This window comes from Breoghania sp. (genome assembly GCF_030066895.1).
GTDB lineage: Bacteria > Pseudomonadota > Alphaproteobacteria > Rhizobiales > Stappiaceae > Breoghania.
In genome coordinates this window covers 57,486-75,055 of the sequence record NZ_JASJAV010000001.1, presented here as the reverse complement: position 1 = coordinate 75,055, position 17,570 = coordinate 57,486, and the positions used below count along the sequence as shown (strand labels likewise).

Here is a 17,570-nt window from a genome sequence, read left to right as displayed (position 1 = left end):
GAGCGTCTCTAGCGGCTGCGTGAGAACACGCGCGATGCTAAAAGTCTGAAACCAAAGGTCATTTTGAGACTTTTGAAAAATAAGATGAGAGCTAAGCCATTGAAAATATGGCGACCCCGGCAGGATTTGAACCTGCGACCAACGGCTTAGAAGGCCGTTGCTCTATCCAGCTGAGCTACGGGGCCGGCAAATGCGGTGCGCAAATCCCGCGCCTCGTTCAAAGTGCCATATGTGCGCGGCGAAGTCTCGCTGCGTCAGGGTAAATCCGGTGGATGTCGGGAGTGGACGGGTCAGTGCGTCCAAGGCATGAGGCGGTCGTAACGGAAATTGTCCGCGTAGGCCATCGACCGGGTCTTGCGCTCATGCACTTCCTTCACCCGGTAGGGGATGCCGTGGGCCTTGGCATAGGCAATCGCTTCCTCGCTCGTGTCGAAGAATAGCTTGATCTGCCCATTCATGTCGGTGGAGGAGGTGTAGCCCATCAGCGGCTCGATTTCGCGGGCGCTTTCCGGTTCGTAGTCGAGTACCCAGCGTTTCGTCTTCGCCTTGCCAGACTGCATCGCCGTTTTGGCGGGACGATAGATGCGTGCGACCATGACTGTCTCCGAATATTCGCCGATAATTCTGACCTCCGGCCGTGTCTCGTAATCGACCGGAAGCCGTTGGTCGGGGCAGCAGGATTCGAACCTGCGACCCCCTGCTCCCAAAGCAGGTGCGCTACCAGACTGCGCCATACCCCGTGCGGCTGATCCGCTTGCGTTATCTAGACGTTTTGCGAAAACCGCGCAATCGGGCAAACCGGGGGAATGTGAACAAATAAGCCTCTTTACTCTCGCGCGTGCGGGATGCGCGCGAAGGGAGCCTGTGGCTGCCTCCTTCCAATCTTGCGGCAGGATAGCATGTGTTCAGGGGCAAATTCGCGCCCGGTTCAGGCGGAGCCGCCGACTTCGAATTCCTGATACAACATATCGAGATCCGTCCAGCCGGGATCCGATCCGACGGAGGGCGGGGAGATGGAGAACGCGCTCGACTTCTTGGCCTTGGTGCCCGTTCCTGCGGCGAAGTCGGCGTATTCGCAATAGGTTGCGAACTGGTAGAGTCAGACTGCCTGGTCGGCCTTCACCTCATCCGGGTGGTTCTTTTGATAGGCGTCGAGTACGTTGCCCATGACATAGGCGCCGTCAGCATAGTCGTTCCCGGTGATCTAGGAGTAGATATTGGTCGGGGCGGGCTGCCCCATATTGTGCGCCAGCTAGTACCAGAGATATTCGCAAGGCGAGGCAATAGGCGGGCGTCAGCATCTTCTCGTAGCGCACGTAGATTGTGACCGCCTTGGGCGGTGCGATGCTCGAGACGCCGTTCAGATGCCAGGTGTCGGGGAAGGTGGCGTTGTATTTCGCGTATCTCTGCTGTTTGTAAAGCAGGAAATCCTTCAGCGGGGGGTTGTCTGGTGCGCGCCGCGCGGCAACCGCGTAGTCGTTCGCGCCGTTGAAGCAGTAAGCCGTTGAAGCAGTAATAGGCTATTTGTTCGGATCGAGATCTCCGCCCTTGATGCCCTGGAGAAAAGGCAACTCGTAAGCGGCTAGACCGATCGGCTCCGATGCGTTCCACATCTTGAAAAACAGCGAATCCTCAGGCGGCTTTGTCGCGACAAGATCGAATTTATAGATAATATATTTAATATTATCGAGGCGTCTATTTCTTAACATTGAGGCCTCCATCAAATAACGAATCGTCGAGAACTGAATATTATTTTAATTAAAACCTGTAGTTTTTGAAAATGGCAATAGAGTATATGTAATAATGTTGTGTAAAATATATGTTTTTGAACAATCTCGAGATTTTTTAAATGAGATTACTATCGAGCGTTAGGATTTGTTTGCCGATGAAAAATAATAACGAGTTGTTTATGGCACGCTCGTGTCTCTAATATTCTAATATTGCGCATGAAATCCGGGTATACGGCGGTGAATGAAGGGGCAAGAACATGCCGGTATCTAAACTGGTGGAATTGGCGCGCGACCGCAGCGCACGGAGCCGCACCCGGCTTGTAAAGGCGATTTCGGACGTCTTCTTCGAGGAAAGCCACATCCCGAGCGATATCGAAAAGCGTCTTTTCGGCGATGTGGTCGCCAAGGTGCTGGACCAGGTGGCAGACGAGATCCGCGCCGATATCGCCGATCAAATCGCGTGCTCGGAACATGTCGACCGCGATCTGGTGCTCACGCTTGCCAATGACGATGCGATCGTCGCGATGCCAATCCTGCAGATATCTCCGCTTCTGCGCGACGACGATCTGGCCGAGATCGCGCGTGCGCGCGGAGAATCCCACCGGCTGACCATCGCGGCACGTCCGGCGATCGGTGAGGCGGTGACCGACGCCTTGACGGAAGTCGGCAGTACGGAAGTATTGCGCAAGGTGGCCGCCAACCGCGGGGCGCGGTTCTCCATGGCGGGCTTGGGCCATCTTCTCAACCGCGGCGGTGAAGATCCTCAGGTTCAGCACAATCTGGCCGAGCGCGGGCGCGACGAAGACGGCTTTGCGCGGGATCTGTGCGCCTCGCTGACCGATGAGCTGCGTACCCGGCTCGGGGCGTTCGCCTCGTTGGTCGAGGAAGGTCATTTCAAGGAGGCCGCCCGCCGCGCCTCGCTGATGATCGAGGAGGGGATGAAGGAGAGCGCGCACCGTCAGCTTGAGCGCGACACCCTCTACGACGCGATTCCCGACGGACGTCGCACGATCGACTCCGTGATCAGCGAACTGACGATGGAAGATCGTCTGGGCGACTGCATCTGGCTTCTGGCGCGTCTCGTGCGCATCGACGAGGCGACGTTGAAGCGCTCGCTTCTGCACAGCGATGTTTCGTCCGTCGTGGTGCTTTGCCGGGCGACGAACATGGGCATGCAGGGCTTCTGTGCCTTCGCCCGCCTGATCTGCAAGCGGGTGGGGCGGCCGGAAAGCGAATCCAAAGCTCTGGCGGATTCGTTCAGCCGTACGCTGCAGGAAGATGCGCGCCGTACCGTCTTGATGATTCGCGAAGCCCAGCGCAGCAAGGTCGTCTCCAAGGGCGACGGCAAACGCGCTAAGGCGGCGGCTGTCGCTGCCTGACGAGCGCTCGTTAGCCCCAGGCTGTCATCCCCGCGACGGCGGGGATCGAGCACTCCGTGCGGCTGGCTTCTTTATTCTGTGAGCGAAATTCTGTGGTTACTGAATCCCCGCCGTCGCGGGGATGACAACTGTGCATGCGCGCGCGTTGCCGTTTTCGGGCGTACGCGAGGGGCTCGCCGTGCGCGGTCCGAGAATTTCGTCTTTCAACCCGGCCAGCTTACGCCTTCGCCTGCCCAGAAGGGATAGGGGCCGTCGGCACGTTCCACGTAGGCGGTGTGGTGACCAGCCCCGCTTCCGCCGTCCAGTAGTGCAGATAGAAGGCGGGCGGCTCGAAATTGAACTGGGTCGGGGCGCCCTCGTTCAGGGCGAGGACGACCTGATGCGTGACGTCGGGGGCGATGGTCACCACCGTTCCGCTGCAGGTGGCGACGATGCCGCGATGGTCGTGGCCGCAAATGATCCGCTTCACCCGAGAATGTCGGGCGACGATGTCTGCGAACGTATCTCCGTCACGCAGGTTGATCGCGTCCATGTGCAGGATGCCGGTCAGGACCGGGGGATGGTGGACGGCGATGACGGTGGGCACATCCGGCTCTGCGGCGAGGGTCTCGTCCAGCCAGGCGCATTGCGCGGCGCCGAGTTCGCCGTGGCCGGAGCCGGGAACAGATGAATCCAGCGCGATCAGGCGGATATCCCCGATCCTTGCGGCATAGCGGATACGGTCGGCCGGGCCATGGTCCATGGCCCGGGTGACCGGGTAAAGCGGCTTTCAAAGCGGCCGAGTCGTCGTGGTTTCCAGAAAGCAGGTAGAGGGGGATGTCGAGTGCGGCGAAGATCTCGCGTGCGACGACATATTCGCGCGGGTCACCCTGATCGGCGATATCGCCCGTCACCACAACGGCATCGGGCACGGGATCGAGCGCCTTCAGAGCCTGAACGGCGCGCTCTGCCAGCATGTTGGTCTCGCTGACCCGGTAGCACGCCACACCGCGTGGCTTCAGGTACAGGTCAGTGATTTGTGCGATAAGCGTCATGGACGTCTTTGAGGCTGGTGGGAAAGCCGGGGCGGCCGAAGGGTGAGAGGAAGACGAAGCCTCAGTGTGCACCAATCGACGCGATACGCCACCCGATTAGGCCTGCCGCACGACAGATGCGTGAACGTGGAGGTGGTGCTCTTTGGGTGGGATACCTGAAATGCGCGCGCTTTGCCTTCGATTGTCATTCCCGACTAGAGAGACAAACCGCATGAGGTGAGGGGGGCAGGACGAAGCCGGGAATCGATCTTTTGCGCTGCATCCTGTAGGAGAAGCCCGATCGCCTGTTTGTGCGCGGCGACATTCTATCCGGAGCCGGGTTTTGAGCGAGTCCGATAACGCCCCGAAGAACGGGGACAAGGCAAACGGTGAAGGGGACGCGGAGCACGTTGCTTCTGATCCCGCACGCGAAGCCGGTAGCGAAGCAGCCCCCGAGGGGACTCCCGAAGCTGCCCCTGAAGCTGACAATGATGACACCGAGAGCGCGCCGGATGGATCTGGCGAGGCGCCCGCTGCTGCGCCGGATGTTGGCGCGGGTACGCCCTTGCCGCCGCGCTGGCTGCGTGTCGTCGGTCATTCGGGCATTGCACAGCTTCTGCTGGTCATCGTCATGCTTGCCGCGTTTCTGCCGGGTTTCTGGACGGTGCCGCCGCTCGACCGCGACGAGCCTCGTTTCGCCAAGGCCAGCAAGCAGATGCTGGAGACGGGCAATTACAGCGACATCCGTTTCCAGCAGGAAGTCCACTACAAGAAGCCGGTCGGCATCTACTGGTTGCAGGCCGCAGCCGCGAAAGTGACCGGTTATGACGCCGAGGCGCCGATCTGTGTATACTGGCTGTCCTCCATCGCGGGCGCGATCCTCGCCGTTTTGCTGACCTTCTGGGCCGCGCGCGCCTTTACCGGGTCGCCGCAGGCCTTGGTTGCCGCGCTTTTCGTCGCGTTGGCGCTGGTCGTTGGCGTGGAGGCGCGGCTTGCTAAGACGGATGCGATGCTGCTTGCCACCATCGTCGCCAGTCAGGGCGCGCTTGCGCGCATCTGGCTGTCGGGCAAACCAAAGCAACCGCTCTCGCTCGTTCTCACCTTCTGGATCGCGCTCGGGCTCGGCATCCTGATCAAGGGCCGGTTGCGCCGATGGTCGTCGGGTTGACGATCGTGGCGCTGGCGGTTTTCACCCGGCGCGTGCGCTGACTGAAATCCCTGCGGCCGCTCATCGGGATCGCGATCAAGGAAGCCTTCTTCCAGGAGGCGCTGGGGCGCGATCTCTTCGCCAAGCTGGGGCAGGGACAGAAAAGCCACGGCGCGCTGCCGTTGATCCATCTGGCCGCGATGTTCGGCACGTTCTGGCCGATGCCCGCCTTCGCGCTGATGGCGATTGCGCCGATCTGGTGGGCGCGCAAGGCGACGGTCGTGCAGTTCTGCCTCGCCTGGGCGATTCCGAGCTGGATCGTGTTCAAGCTGGTTGCCACCAAGCTTCCCCACTAAACCATGCCGCTGCTGCCGGCCCTGGCCACGCTCACCGCTTACGGGCTGGTGATCCGGGCCGACAAGCCCGCTCCCGCGTATTTCGGCAATCCTTTTGGCCGTGGTGCCGGTCGTCTTTGCCGTCGCGCCTCCGGGCGCGGTTTTGGCGGTCTTTGCCGCCGTCGTCGGCATCTGTGTCGCACGCGCCTTGGTGAAGGGATCGGCGGTGAATGCGGTGCCGCGCGCCGCGTTGACGGCGATCCTGCTTTTTGCGGGCGTGTGGGGCTTTGCCATGCCAGTGCTTACGCCGATCTGGGTCAGTTCCCGTCTGGCTGCGGCGACGAAGGCCGCGACGGATTGTCCGGAACCTGAAATCTTTTCCGTCGACTTCAACGAGCCGAACTTCATCTTCCTCACCGCAACGGGCACGCAGCTCAGCAATGCGGAGGAGGCGGCCACGTGGATCGGGCAGGGGACTTGCCGGGTCGCGGCGGTGGAAAGCCGGTATGAGGGCAAGTTCCTTGATGCGGCAAAGGCCGAAGGGGTGGCGCTTACCCTGTCGTCTCGGGTAGAGGGAGTGAATATCAATGGCGGGTGGCAACTGGATATTGCTGTTTACAAGCGGACGGACCCGTGAACGAAACGAAATCCGACGGCATTTCAAGCCGCGTTCATGACGAGCTGGCGGCGGGTGAAGAGGTGCCGGATGGCACGGCGACGGGCGACCGTCGCGCGCGCCTGGCGCGGGTGGGCCGACGCATGCGCGCCAACTGGCAACGCTTCGCGACAACCTGCGCCGTCGAAATGGCCGCGCCGACCGCGCCATCGATCCTCTGCCGCGCGGCCTGCGCCCTCAGAACTTGCTAGCCATCTTGCTTCTCGCCGTTGGCCTCGCCGCGCTGCTGCTCGATCGTCCCTCCCATCCCTGGATTCATTCGCTGCCGCGCGAATGTGTCGAGTTCTTCCGCGCCATTACCGATATTGGCAAGTCGAACTGGATCCTGTGGTCGACGGGGCTTTATCTGCTCCTCACCATGGCGATCGACTGGAAGCAGGTGAACTTCCGCCTGCGCCTGTCGCTGATCTGGACCTATTGCGCTTTCATCTTCTTCTCCGTCGCCTCAAGCGGACTGATCGCACTGGTTCTGAAGCGGATCATCGGGCGCCCGCGGTCGAAACTGTTCGACAGCGTTGGGCCGCTCGGCTTCGACATGTTCCACTTCTCCAATAGCTACGTGAGCTTTCCCTCCGGCCACGCCACGACGGTTGCCGCTCTTGCCACCGCGTTGTGCCTGATCTTCTCGAACCTTCTATGGTTGATCGTGGTCTGCGGCTTTTGGTTGGTGGCCTCGCGTATCATGGTGGGGGCGCATTATCCAAGCGATGTGATCGCCGGAATCCTGCTCGGTATGTCTGTCACCTTGTGGACGGCGCGGTATATGGCTAAGCGTCGTCTTGGTTTCGCCACCGTACCGGGCGAGGGAATAAAGCCGATCGTCGGCAGCCGTATGCTCGGCCGTGCGATCGCAACCGCATTTTCAAACCTTGGTCGCGTGCTCGCCCGGGCCCGCTTCTTCGGAGGCGAGCACCTGGAGTCCGTGTGGTCCAAAGACAACGAGACACAATCCGATGACCGATAAAGCGATGCCCGCATCGGCCGACGGCGCGTTGACGGGAGGGGCCTTCGTGACGGAGACGCCTGCCGTTTCGGTCGTCATTCCCGCAAAGGACGAGATCGGCAATCTGCCGGGGTTGATCGAGGAAATTCGAGCAGCACTCGACGGCCGCGCCTTCGGGGTGATTGCCGTGGACGGTGGGTCTTCCGACGGCACCGACCGGATGCTGGCGGAGCTTGCCGCCACCTTGCCGTGGCTGCGCCCGGTGCGCCACGGCGATATCGTTGCCACGATCAACGGCGACGGGTAGAAACGATCCGGCCTATATCCCCGCACTTGTCGATGCGCTGACGGCGGCCGGACCGTCCGTCGGGCTCGCTGCCGGGCAGCGTGTGGGGCGCAAGGCCAACGCCTTCAAGCGGTCGGTTCGCATTCCGGTTCGCCAACAAGCTGCGCGGGGCGATCTTCAAGGACAACACGCGGGATTCCGGCTGCGGGCTGAAGGCTGTGCGGCGCGAGATCTTCCTGCTGCTTCCCTATTTCGACAGCTGGCACCGCTTCCTGCCTGCGCTCGTCATGCGCGAGGGCTACGGGATCGTGCATGTGGACGTGGTCGACCACGAGCGCCGTCACGGGGTCTCGAAATACGGCGTGTTCGATCGCGCGCTGATCGGAATTCTGGACCTGTTCGGCGTGTGGTGGCTGCGCCGCCGCCGTAAGTCCGTGCCTATCGTTTTGGAGATTTCGCAAGATGGTGAGTAGTTGTGGGTGGATTGCCGACCTGGCGCAATGGGTGCATCAGGTGTTCGTCGTTCAGTTCGACGTGTGGGTGATCCTCGGATTCGTCGCGCAAGCCATGTTCATGATGCGCTTCGTGGTGCAGTGGATTGCCTCGGAGCGGGTCGGCAAGTCGATCGTTCCGGTGGCCTTCTGGTTCTTCTCCGTGGCGGGTTGTGCGCTGCTGCTGGTCTATTCGCTGATCCGCAAGGATCCGGTCTTCATCGCCGGTCAGGCCTTGGGACTGATCATCTATTTCCGTAATCTCTACTTCATCTTCCGAGAGAAGAAGTAGGCTCTGCCGCCGGAAGAGTGAGTGGGCGCTTGGGCTAATGTCCTCTCCGTCGTCATTGCCCGGCTTTGTCCGGGCAATCCATCGGGCGGCGGTATGTGCGGTGAGTGCTGGATCCCCCGGACTTCGCCGGGGGATGACGGTTGAGAGAGCGGGGGCGATGACTGCTTGAGGTCAGGCGTCGGGAATGGTCGTGCGCTGGGCCCATCCTTCGAGACGCCGTCTCGCGACGGCTCCTCAGGATGACGTTATCGTGCTGAAGGTTTTGCAGACGCGGGCAGCATACACAACGTCATTCTGAGGAGCCCGCGTAAGCGGGCGTCTCGAAGGATGGGCCTCCGCACTGTCGCTCGCGAACACGCTCAGCGCCGCGCTACATCACTCTCAGTGAATTTCCACGTCGCGGGCGTGGTAGCTGCCGTCTTCCATCACGTCGAAGAACTCGTCGATCTGCGGATGGTGCACGGGTTCGCCCGTGGTGTCGGAGATGAGGTTCTGCTCGGAAACGTAGGCGATGTACTCGCTCTACTCGTTTTCGGCGAGCAGGTGATAGAAGGGCTGATCCTTGCGGGCGGATATCCTCGGGGATGGAGTCGTACCAATCCTCGGTGTTGTCGAAAATAGGATCGACGTCGGAGATCACGCCGCGAAACGGGTAAACCCGGTGGCGCACGACCTGGCCGATCCTGTATTTGGCCGATCGGATCTTCTCAATCAAATCTCACTCTCCACGCAAAATAAAACGTCCGGACATGGACCTATCAGGGGCAACGTCCGGCGTCCAGAAATTCAGGTTCGTTTCGGGCGCCCTAGAGGACACGCCGAAGGTCAGGTGTCAACCCGTCGAAAATATCCCAAACGGGTCAGAAACCGTAGCGTTGCGCCAGATCCGCATCCTTTTCGGCCACCCGGCGGGCAAGGTCGACGATCACCTTGGCCTGCTTCCAGGTGGCGTCGTCCTGCATCTTTCCGTCAATCATAACAGCGCCCGCGCCGTCCGGCATGGCATCCAGGATCTTGCCGGCAAAGGCGACCTCGTCCGGTTCCGGCGAGAAGACGCGCTTGGCGATATCGATCTGCGTCGGGTGCAGCGACCAAGCCCCCCACGCACCCCATCAAAAATGCGTTACGGAACTGCGCCTCGCAGGCTTCCGCGTCGGAAAAATCGCCGAAGGGGCCGTAGAAGGCTCGAATGTCGGCCGACATGCAGGCATCGACCATCTTGGCAACCGTGTAGTGCCACAGGTTCTGCTGGAAGGCGGTGCGCGGTGCGTTTCCTTCCGGGTCCGACAGCACCGCATAGTCCGGATGTCATCCGCCGACGCGCGTCGTCTTCATGCCGCGCGAGGCCGCGAGATCGGCCGGGCCGAGGCGGTGGTGATCGCCTCCACGTTCTTCACGCCTTCCGCCGTCTCAAGGATCGCGTGGATCAGGATCGGCTTTGAAATGCCGTTCTTTGCCTCAAGCTGAGCAAGGAGTTGGTCGAGATAGTGGATGTCCCAGGGGCTTTCCACCTTGGGCAGCATCACCACGTCGAGCTTCTCGCCAATCGCGGGCAAGATCTCCATGATATCGTCGAGAAACCACGGGCTGTTGAGGCAGTTGACGCGCGTCCACAGGCCGGTTGCGCCGAAATCGTTGTCGCGGCCCATGGCGATGAAACCGGCGCGTGCCGCTTCCTTGGCATCGGCGGGAATGGCGTCTTCCAGATTGCCTAGCACCACGTCGACCTTGGAAATCAGATCCGGCACCTTGGCGCGCATTTTCTCCACATGCGGCGGTACGAAATGGATCATCCGCTCCAGCCGGGCCGGCAGCTCGCGATAGGGTGCGGGTGCTCCGATGGCGAGCGGTTGGTAAAAGGCGCGCGGTGTTTTCATTCGAACGGTTCCCCCCGTTTGCGGCTTTTATGTGCCGTTAGGTATAGCTATGTGCCGTTAGGTATAGCGCTTTTTGTGCAGGTCATAAATGCGTCGAAAGGGGGGAGACGAGGGGACGCCGTTGGCACCCGGATGATCGAATGAACCGCGTCAGTCGTGGCTCTTGTACGCCGCGATTGCGGGCTTCCGCTTCTTGTGTTTCGGCTCGGCCCATTTGCGATGGATCCACATCCACTGGTGGGGATATTCGCGAATCCATTCCTCGAACTGCGCGTGGATGCGGGCAGTGCCTTCAACGATATCGTCCTGGCTGTCGCCGTCGCGCGGGATGTCGAGGACGCGGGCCTCGAAATGGAAGTGTGCGTTTTCCTTGCGGATCGTGCGGCAGATGATCGGCCGCAGGCCGTAGGTGCGCGCGACCATCACCGGAAACGGGGTCGCCCAGGCCGGATGACCGAAAAAGGGCACTTCCACGCTGCGGACATCGCGCAGATCGCCGAGAAAGGCGATGGCGCCGCCTTCGCGCACATGGTGGATGAGCTTGCGTGCCGTGCTGCGGCCCTTGGAAAACAGTCCCGCGGGGAAATAGCGCTCGCGCAGGGCGGTCAGATAGGCGTCGGCATAGGGGTTCTTCAGCGCCTGATAGACGCCGGCCGTATCGAGCCCGACCATCGGGGCCGGTTAGGCGATGATCTCCCAGTTGCCGGTGTGGAGCGAGGCGACGACGTTTCCCCCGCCGTTCTTTGCCACGTCCTGGCGCGCGTTCTCCACATCGAACGTGTAGCGGTAGCGCTGGGCGTGGAGCCGACCGAGCTGGAATGTTTCCGCCACGATCCGGTCGAAATTCTCCCACATGTCGCGCGCAAGCTTTTCCCGGTCGGCTTCCGGCATGTCGGGGAAGGCGAGCTCGATGTTTTCCAGCGCATGGGCGTGGCGCGCCGTCAGCGGCGCAATCAGCCGTCAGGCCCGGCCCATCACCCGCGCAGCCGTTTCCACGGGCATCAGCCGGATCAGCCCGGCGACAAGCCGCAGCAGGACGTATTCGGCGCGGTAGCGCAGTTTCATCAGGGGAGAGAGGGCGTGCTGAGCCATGTTGTCTTTCGTTCGGCCCGTTCTTTCGCGGGCCTGTCGTCTAATTGATCTAACGGCACGAACCCGTTAGGCAATTCTGGATACCCCGACCCGGCCGGAAAGCGCAACCGCAACCACGATGCGAACCGGCTTCGCTCCCTCGTTCTCTTCGCCTTACCACCGGATTTATTCCCGCATGCAGGAAGTCATCTCCCTCGCCCTGCCGTTCTTCGGACAGATATTCTTGGGTTATTTCTCCGGCAAGGTGCGCTCCATTCCCGCCGCCGGGCTCGAATGGATGAACTTCTTCATCCTCTATCTCGCCCTTCCGGCGCCGTTCTTTACAGCTTCTTGCAAAGACCCCGATCGAGGAACTGGCGAATCTCAACTACGTTGCGACCACCACCTTCTCCACCTATTGCGCCTTCGCGCTGGCCTTCTGCTTCGGCATCATCAAGACGGGGCGGATTGGTGAGGCGACTATTCAGGGCATAGCGGGCGGCTATTCCAATGTCGGATATATGGGGCCGGGCATCACGCTTGCCACTCTGGGCGCTTCGGCCGCCGTGCCGACGGCGCTGATCTTCTGTTTCGACAATATCTTGCTGTTCACCCTGTTGCCGCTGATGATGGCGCTGGGGGGAACGGAAAAAGTCGGATTTCGAAAGGCCGCTTTCGGCGTGTTGCGCCAGATTCTGACCCATCTCTTCATCGTGGCGACGGCCTATCAGACCTACGTTCAGCGCGCTTCGGCCGTGGTGCTGCTCGGCGCGCTTGCTCTCCGTCGTCACGGTGACGGGGTTTTTCTTTATGCGATCACCAACACCTGTTGCCGGGGTTGTGAGACAGGGCTCTTGAGGAGCGGATCGCGCCTCAGCTCCGGTACATCCACCAGATGATCGCGCCGGCGGGGATCGTCCACAAAAGCCCGGCGACGAGATAATAGGCGATACGCACGAGTTCGGAGGTGTTCTGCATGGTCATGTCGCCGATCACCGCCGCGAAGAAGGCGTAGACGACCACGAAGACGACCAGGAAGATGGTTCCGAACAGGCGTTTGAGCGGCGGCATGGGAGATCCTTCGCGAAGGGCGGAAACCGGGGGCGTTCCGGCCGCGCTCTAAGTAGCTTCCCCAAGGGCGTCAAGTCGAGCCCCGAAGCAGCCGTACTCGCTTTCGTCTTGCCGTGTGGCGCAGATCGGGCTACGTCCATGCGCCGGGCGACGAGGAATATCGGGAGAGTGGGAGAAAACGGTGAGCGCTGAGATCACCGCGAACGAGACAATGGAACGCACGCCCGCGCAGCGCGGCCGCGTGTGGGTGCGGCTGTGGCTCTATGTCATCGTCGCGCTGGTTTTCGGCATGGTAATGCTGGGCGGTGCGACGCGGCTGACCGATTCCGGCCTCTCCATTACCGAATGGCAGCCGATCCACGGCGTCATTCCCCCGCTCAGCCAGTCAGACTGGGACGAGGAATTCGCGAAATACAAGCTCTCTCCCGAATATGAGCGCGTCAACAAGGGCATGAGCCTCGACGAGTTCAAGGGCATCTTCTGGTGGGAATGGGCGCACCGCTTTCTCGGTCGGTTCGTCGGCTTCGTCTTCTTCGTGCCGCTCGTCTTCTTCTGGTTGACCGGACGTATCGAGCGCTGGCTGAAACCGCGGCTCGTGCTGCTCTTTGCCGTGGGCGGCTTTCAGGGGGCGATCGGCTGGTGGATGGTGACCTCCGGGCTCGTCGACCGGGTCGATGTTAGCCAGTACCGGCTCGCGGTCCATCTGACGTTTGCCTCCGGAATACTTTCCTATGCGCTGTGGCTCGCGCAACGGTTGGGCGCGCAGGGCGACGAGCGCTTGCCCGTCGAACCGATTCCCGGGCGCCGTAGAGCGCTGGTGCTGGTTGGGCTTGCCTTCGTGCAGATCTTCCTGGGCGGGCTCGTGGCGGGGCTGCATGCGGGGCTGACCTACAACACCTGGCCGCTGATGGACGGCGATCTCGTGCCCTCCGGCCTGATGATGATGGATCCGGCCTGGGTGAACTTCTTCGAGAATATCACCACCGTGCAGTTCCAGCACCGCTGCGACGCCTACCTGCTGCTGGCGCTGGCCTTGTGGCACTGGTGGGCGACGCGGAAGAGCGATGTCGCGCCGCGGCTGCTGAAATCAGGGGCCGCCCATGCGGTCGGCGCGGTCCTTGCCCAGGCCGTTCTGGGCATCGCGACGCTGCTGCTCGTCGTGCCGTTCGGGTTTGCTTTGGCGCACCAGGCGCTGGCCGTCATCGTATTGATGGTGCTTGTCGTACATGCCGCGCGGTTTTACGCAGTGAGAGATGCGCGTATTAGTTGAAACGACTTGCGCTATTTTGAAGCTGACGCGGAAAAACCGTTTAAGGTAACGGTATAGTTAACATCTTTTTCAAATCCTCCTACGTAAAAACAACTAAAGTTTGAAACACCGGTTGAGAGGCTGCAATTTACTAGAAACACAAAAAGATACAAAAGATCAGTTGGATATTGCCAACCGGCTGTCCTTTGCTTCGTTCTCGCCTGAGGATCGACGCACGCTGGCGCAGGTGTGGGAGTGGATCTCTTCGAAAATGCCGGGTATTCTCGACCGGTTCTACGAATATCTGAACATGTTCGATGAAACGCGGTCGATGGTTCGCGTGGATGTCGGCGGCCTGAAAAAGGCGCAGATGCGGCATTGGAACCTGATGTTCAATCACAGCTTCGGCGAAGACCATGTCGCCAGCATCGTGCGTATTGGCGAGGCGCATTACGGCGTCGGTATGGCGCCGCGCTGGTACATAGCCGGCTATCAGAGAATTATGCTCGAACTGATGGAGATCGTCGGCCGTCCGGGCTTGATCGGCGGAAACAGGGCGATGGCCGCCACCCGCGCGATCGGGCGTGCGGTGATGCTCGATCTCGATCGCTCGTTCGCGGTCTTATGAGTAGATGAACGCGGAGGCGCGCCGGGAGCGCATGTCGCGGCGCGAAGAGGCGATCCAGGTACTGGAAGGGGTGACGGAGACCTCGTTGTCACGGATTGTGGAAGTCATGGACGTGATGCGCACCATGGCCGGAATGCTCGACAGCGTCGCCAACGAAACCAAGACGATGGTCGACGGGGTGGGACGTGAGATCGCTCTGGCCAGCGAGGGCGTTTCCGCCAGTGCGCAAGCCTCTGACGAACTGACCTACGCGGTTGCGGCGATCAGCGAGCAGTCCGACAAGGCGACAAAGCTTACCGAGGAAAGCCACGTGTGCGCCACTGCCACGCGGACCACGGTGCGCGATCTGGCCCATGCCGCGGACCGGATCGGCTCGGTCCTGTCACTGATCAACGACATCGCGGCGCAGACCAGCCTTTTCGCGCTCAACGCGACGATCGAAGCCGCACGTGCGGGCGAGGCCGGACGCGGGTTCGCGGTCGTCGCCGTGGAGGTGAAGAAGCTTGCGGAGCAGACCTCGAACGCCGCCGAGGAAATCGCCGGTCAGATTGACGCCATCCAGAAGGCGACGGCGCACACGGTGGACGAGATCGAGGGCATCGTCACCTCCACCATGGAGATCTCGGAGATTTCCGGCGAGGTCGGCTCGTCGATTGCGGGCAACATGACGGCGATCGGCTATATCTCGCAGAACATGCAGACGACCGCGGGCGCGAACACGGACGTGGCGCGCAACCTGGAGGAATTGCGTTCGATCGCCGGGGGGGACACTCTGGCGGCGAGCGAGGAAGTCGGCGGATCGGTCGATGCGGTCGACGGTGAGGTCGGCGCGCTGCGCAAGGAGATCACGACGTTTTTCGAGCGGATTCGCGCCGCGTAATGTTTCGCGGGTCGGAGAGGCGTGTCGTCCTTCCTCCTGCTTTCTCTGTCGTCATTGCCCGGCTTTGTCCGGGCAATCCAGCAGGCAACGGCATATGGGGAACGTGCTGGATCCCCCGGACTTCGCCGGGGGATGACGGAAGGAAAATCGGGGAGGCGGCGGGGACGGGCCTCTCATCCGCGCAAAGAAAAAGCGCACGGGCCGGGGCCCACGCGCCTTTCAATTCGGCACGTCAGATCTCTCAGGCGTGCAGGGCCTGATCGAGATCGCCGATGATGTCTTCCACGTCCTCCAGGCCGATGGAGAGGCGCACGACCTCCGGACCGGCGCCGGCGGCGACCTTCTGCTCGTCGGTGAGCTGGCGGTGAGTGGTGGAGGCCGGGTGGATCACCAGTGAGCGCGTGTCGCCGATATTGGCCAGATGCGAGAAGAGCTGCAGGCTCTGGACGAATTTAACGCCCGCGTCATAGCCGCCCTTGATGCCGAAGGTCAGGACCGCGCCGCCGCCGCGCGGCGAGTACTTCTTCATCAGCTCGTGGTTGGGGCTGCTTTCCAGACTGGCATAGGAAACCCAATCGACCTTCGGGTGCTTTTCCAGCCACTCGGCGACAGCCTGCGTGTTGTCGCAATGGCGCTGCATGCGCAGCGGCAGGGTCTCGATGCCCGTCAGCAGCATGAAGGAGTTGAAGGGCGACAGAACCGGTCCGAGATCGCGCAAGGAGAGGGCGCGCATGGCGATGGCGAAGGCGAAGTTGCCGAAAGTCTCGTGCAGCACCACGCCGTTATATTCCAGCCGGGGCTGGGAGAGCATCGGATAGCGGTCGTCGGTCGACCAGTCGAACGTGCCCGCATCGATGATCACGCCGCCCATGGAATTGCCGTGCCCGCCCATGAACTTGGTGAGCGAGTGGACGACGATGTCCGCGCCGTGTTCGATCGGGCGGCATAGGTAGGGCGAGGCCAGCGTGTTGTCGACGATCAGCGGCACGCGCGCCTTCTTGGCGATGGCGGCAACCGCCTCGATGTCGGTGACAATGCCGCCGGGATTGGCGATCGACTCGATGTAGATGGCCTTGGTCTTGGGCGACAGCACCTTCTCGAAGGAGGAAATGTCGTCCGGGTCGGCCCATTTGACCTTCCATCCGAAGCTCTCGAAGGAATGGCTGAACTGGTTGATGGAGCCACCGTAGAGCTTGGTGGAGGCGACGAACTCGTCGCCCGGCTGCATCAGGCCGTGGAAGATCAGCATCTGCGCGGCATGGCCCGAGGCCACCGCAAGCGCCGCGGTGCCGCCTTCAAGGGTTGCCACACGCTCTTCCAGGACTGCGGTCGTGGGGTTGGTGATGCGGGTGTAGATGTTGCCGAAGGCCTGAAGTCCGAACAGCGAGGCGGCGTGGTCCGCGTCGTCAAAGACGTAGGAAGTCGTCTGATAGATCGGCGTGGCGCGCGCGCCGGTGGCGGGGTCGGACTGCGCTCCGGCATGAATGGAAAGGGTGGAAAATCCCGGGGTCTTGTCTGTCATGAAGGTCGGTTCCCTTGTCGTTTCTCCACCGTGCGCGATGCAACAATCGGTTCGGGACCGTGGATCGCGGCCGGTGCGTTTTGAAAGTCTTGCCGTGGTGAAAAATGTCGCTTTATTGCCTTGAAATCGAAGCACGTTATTCCCCTCAGCGGTTAAAAGCGGCAAATCGTTTTTCCGGTACACAGGGGGGTTCGCCGTTTCATTTGCGCAGGTCGCGATGCTGGAAGCCTGCGCGCAGGGTCGGTTTGCGGGCCGAAATCGTGCGTGAGTTCACGCCGATCCAGACGATCTCGCCGGAAAGCCGGCCGTATTCGATCTTCGGACAGCGGTCCATGACAACCTTGAGCCCTGCCTCTTTAGCCCGCATCGCCGCCCCCTAGTGAACGACGCCGAGCTGCATCCAGACGACTTTCGGCTTTGGTTGTAGCGCCAACGTTTCCTCCACGATACCGGGAATGGCTTCGGATGCGCGGAAGATATCGACCATATCCACCGGGCCCGGCACGTCGGCGAGCGTCGCAAAGCACGGGCGGCCGAGGATTTCCTTGCCCGCCTGACCCGGATTGATCGGAAAGACGGTGTATCCCTTGTCGATCATGTATTTCAGGACGAAGAAGCTCGGCCTGACGGGATTAGCGCTTGCCCCGACGATGGCAATGGTCTTCACCTCGTCGAGAATGGTGCGGATCGTCTCGTCTGAATAGTGGAAGTCGCTCGCCAAAGATCTCGAACCCCGCTTTGCTCAGGCGGGGTAACGCTATTGGCTTTAAGTAAATTCGGCCAGGTGTCTGGATGGGGGAGTGGTTTTTGAAGAGGTCTTTGTGGAGGCTACAATGCCGCTAGCGCTGCGCGAGGAGCACGTTTTGCTCCTGACTGTCATCCCCGCGAATGCGGGGACCCAGTACCCCCAAGATCAGGTTGTGGTGCTTAAGCCTCGCGCGCCTCTGGAATGCTGGATCCCCGCCTTCGCGGGGATGACA

17 protein-coding genes, 2 tRNA genes and 6 pseudogenes are annotated in these 17,570 nt (G+C 61.3%); 13 read left to right on the top strand and 12 right to left on the bottom strand.

Annotated features, from left to right (window positions below; all coding sequences use genetic code 11):
* Nucleotides 1–108: 108 nt before the first annotated feature.
* The 3 genes from QNJ43_RS00470 to QNJ43_RS00460 all read right to left on the bottom strand — a co-directional run bounded on the left by QNJ43_RS00470 (nucleotide 109) and on the right by QNJ43_RS00460 (nucleotide 740).
* Nucleotides 109–185, bottom strand: a tRNA-Arg gene (locus QNJ43_RS00470).
* 105 nt (nucleotides 186–290) lie between these two features.
* Complete coding sequence (locus QNJ43_RS00465) at nucleotides 291–596, bottom strand: ETC complex I subunit (RefSeq protein WP_300466485.1); 306 nt, start codon at nucleotides 594–596, stop codon at nucleotides 291–293.
* A gap of 67 nt (nucleotides 597–663) precedes the next feature.
* Nucleotides 664–740, bottom strand: a tRNA-Pro gene (locus QNJ43_RS00460).
* Between the two features lie 1,247 nt (nucleotides 741–1,987).
* Here QNJ43_RS00460 and QNJ43_RS00455 point away from each other — a divergent pair.
* Nucleotides 1,988–3,109: a DUF2336 domain-containing protein gene (locus QNJ43_RS00455; RefSeq protein WP_300466483.1), complete on the top strand. Its 1,122-nt coding sequence runs from the start codon at nucleotides 1,988–1,990 to the stop codon at nucleotides 3,107–3,109.
* Nucleotides 3,110–3,326: 217 nt separating this feature from the next.
* Here the strand turns inward: QNJ43_RS00455 and QNJ43_RS00450 are convergent, their stop codons facing one another.
* Nucleotides 3,327–3,851, bottom strand: coding sequence for a metallophosphoesterase (locus QNJ43_RS00450; protein ID WP_300466481.1), 525 nt, complete (start codon nucleotides 3,849–3,851; stop codon nucleotides 3,327–3,329).
* 49 nt (nucleotides 3,852–3,900) lie between these two features.
* A pseudogene (locus QNJ43_RS00445) lies at nucleotides 3,901–4,143 on the bottom strand (metallophosphoesterase); the annotation flags it as partial.
* A 322-nt stretch (nucleotides 4,144–4,465) separates the two neighbouring features.
* On the opposite strand from QNJ43_RS00445, the gene QNJ43_RS00440 reads away from it, so the two are divergent.
* The 7 genes and pseudogenes from QNJ43_RS00440 to QNJ43_RS00410 all read left to right on the top strand — a co-directional run bounded on the left by QNJ43_RS00440 (nucleotide 4,466) and on the right by QNJ43_RS00410 (nucleotide 8,292).
* Complete coding sequence (locus QNJ43_RS00440; RefSeq protein WP_300466479.1) at nucleotides 4,466–5,290, top strand: phospholipid carrier-dependent glycosyltransferase; 825 nt, start codon at nucleotides 4,466–4,468, stop codon at nucleotides 5,288–5,290.
* Nucleotides 5,291–5,451: 161 nt separating this feature from the next.
* Nucleotides 5,452–5,625 (top strand): hypothetical protein, encoded by a 174-nt coding sequence (locus QNJ43_RS00435; protein ID WP_300466476.1) that lies wholly within the window; start codon nucleotides 5,452–5,454, stop codon nucleotides 5,623–5,625.
* Between the two features lie 100 nt (nucleotides 5,626–5,725).
* Nucleotides 5,726–6,241, top strand: a complete 516-nt coding sequence (locus QNJ43_RS00430) for a hypothetical protein (RefSeq protein WP_300466474.1) — start codon at nucleotides 5,726–5,728, stop codon at nucleotides 6,239–6,241.
* Nucleotides 6,238–6,471, top strand: a complete 234-nt coding sequence (locus tag QNJ43_RS00425; RefSeq protein ID WP_300466472.1) for a hypothetical protein — start codon at nucleotides 6,238–6,240, stop codon at nucleotides 6,469–6,471. Before QNJ43_RS00430 ends, QNJ43_RS00425 begins: the two co-directional genes overlap by 4 nt.
* Entirely contained in the window at nucleotides 6,465–7,244 is a 780-nt protein-coding gene (locus QNJ43_RS00420) for a phosphatase PAP2 family protein (RefSeq protein WP_300466470.1), read from the top strand. The genes QNJ43_RS00425 and QNJ43_RS00420 overlap by 7 nt, the downstream gene beginning before the upstream one ends.
* Before the next feature lie 4 nt (nucleotides 7,245–7,248).
* Nucleotides 7,249–7,982: pseudogene (locus QNJ43_RS00415) on the top strand (glycosyltransferase family 2 protein).
* Nucleotides 7,972–8,292 carry a lipid-A-disaccharide synthase N-terminal domain-containing protein gene (locus QNJ43_RS00410; RefSeq protein WP_300466468.1) on the top strand — a complete coding sequence of 107 codons (321 nt, stop codon included), beginning with the start codon at nucleotides 7,972–7,974 and terminating at the stop codon, nucleotides 8,290–8,292. The pseudogene QNJ43_RS00415 and the gene QNJ43_RS00410 overlap by 11 nt, the downstream one beginning before the upstream one ends.
* A gap of 381 nt (nucleotides 8,293–8,673) precedes the next feature.
* Here QNJ43_RS00410 and hspQ read toward each other — a convergent pair.
* The 4 genes and pseudogenes from hspQ to QNJ43_RS00390 all read right to left on the bottom strand — a co-directional run bounded on the left by hspQ (nucleotide 8,674) and on the right by QNJ43_RS00390 (nucleotide 11,261).
* A pseudogene (gene hspQ / locus QNJ43_RS00405) lies at nucleotides 8,674–8,995 on the bottom strand (heat shock protein HspQ).
* 157 nt (nucleotides 8,996–9,152) lie between these two features.
* A pseudogene (locus tag QNJ43_RS00400) lies at nucleotides 9,153–10,169 on the bottom strand (CoA ester lyase).
* Between the two features lie 150 nt (nucleotides 10,170–10,319).
* Nucleotides 10,320–11,114, bottom strand: a pseudogene (locus tag QNJ43_RS00395) (lauroyl acyltransferase).
* Nucleotides 11,115–11,129: 15 nt separating this feature from the next.
* Nucleotides 11,130–11,261 carry a hypothetical protein gene (locus QNJ43_RS00390; protein ID WP_300466466.1) on the bottom strand — a complete coding sequence of 44 codons (132 nt, stop codon included), beginning with the start codon at nucleotides 11,259–11,261 and terminating at the stop codon, nucleotides 11,130–11,132.
* A 175-nt stretch (nucleotides 11,262–11,436) separates the two neighbouring features.
* On the opposite strand from QNJ43_RS00390, the gene QNJ43_RS00385 reads away from it, so the two are divergent.
* Entirely contained in the window at nucleotides 11,437–11,715 is a 279-nt protein-coding gene (locus tag QNJ43_RS00385; RefSeq protein WP_300466464.1) for a hypothetical protein, read from the top strand.
* A 46-nt stretch (nucleotides 11,716–11,761) separates the two neighbouring features.
* Complete coding sequence (locus tag QNJ43_RS00380) at nucleotides 11,762–12,139, top strand: hypothetical protein (protein WP_300466462.1); 378 nt, start codon at nucleotides 11,762–11,764, stop codon at nucleotides 12,137–12,139.
* Here QNJ43_RS00380 and QNJ43_RS00375 read toward each other — a convergent pair.
* On the bottom strand, nucleotides 12,114–12,311 hold the full coding sequence (locus QNJ43_RS00375) for a DUF2842 domain-containing protein (RefSeq protein ID WP_300466460.1): 198 nt from the start codon (nucleotides 12,309–12,311) through the stop codon (nucleotides 12,114–12,116). The two genes, QNJ43_RS00380 and QNJ43_RS00375, sit on opposite strands and share 26 nt — an antisense overlap.
* A 181-nt stretch (nucleotides 12,312–12,492) precedes the next feature.
* Here QNJ43_RS00375 and QNJ43_RS00370 point away from each other — a divergent pair, with 181 nt between their 5' ends.
* The 3 genes from QNJ43_RS00370 (at nucleotide 12,493) to QNJ43_RS00360 (ending at nucleotide 15,068) form a co-directional block, all read left to right on the top strand.
* A complete protein-coding gene (locus QNJ43_RS00370; protein ID WP_346432788.1) occupies nucleotides 12,493–13,581 on the top strand; it encodes a COX15/CtaA family protein in 1,089 nt (362 codons plus the stop codon).
* A 100-nt stretch (nucleotides 13,582–13,681) separates the two neighbouring features.
* Entirely contained in the window at nucleotides 13,682–14,188 is a 507-nt protein-coding gene (locus tag QNJ43_RS00365) for a protoglobin domain-containing protein (protein ID WP_300466458.1), read from the top strand.
* Between the two features lie 4 nt (nucleotides 14,189–14,192).
* On the top strand, nucleotides 14,193–15,068 hold the full coding sequence (locus tag QNJ43_RS00360) for a methyl-accepting chemotaxis protein (RefSeq protein ID WP_300466456.1): 876 nt from the start codon (nucleotides 14,193–14,195) through the stop codon (nucleotides 15,066–15,068).
* A gap of 241 nt (nucleotides 15,069–15,309) precedes the next feature.
* Here the strand turns inward: QNJ43_RS00360 and QNJ43_RS00355 are convergent, their stop codons facing one another.
* Nucleotides 15,310–16,590: an O-acetylhomoserine aminocarboxypropyltransferase gene (locus QNJ43_RS00355; protein ID WP_300466454.1), complete on the bottom strand. Its 1,281-nt coding sequence runs from the start codon at nucleotides 16,588–16,590 to the stop codon at nucleotides 15,310–15,312.
* Nucleotides 16,591–16,789: 199 nt separating this feature from the next.
* Nucleotides 16,790–17,311 (bottom strand): annotated as a pseudogene (locus QNJ43_RS00350) (CoA-binding protein).
* Nucleotides 17,312–17,570: the final 259 nt, after the last annotated feature.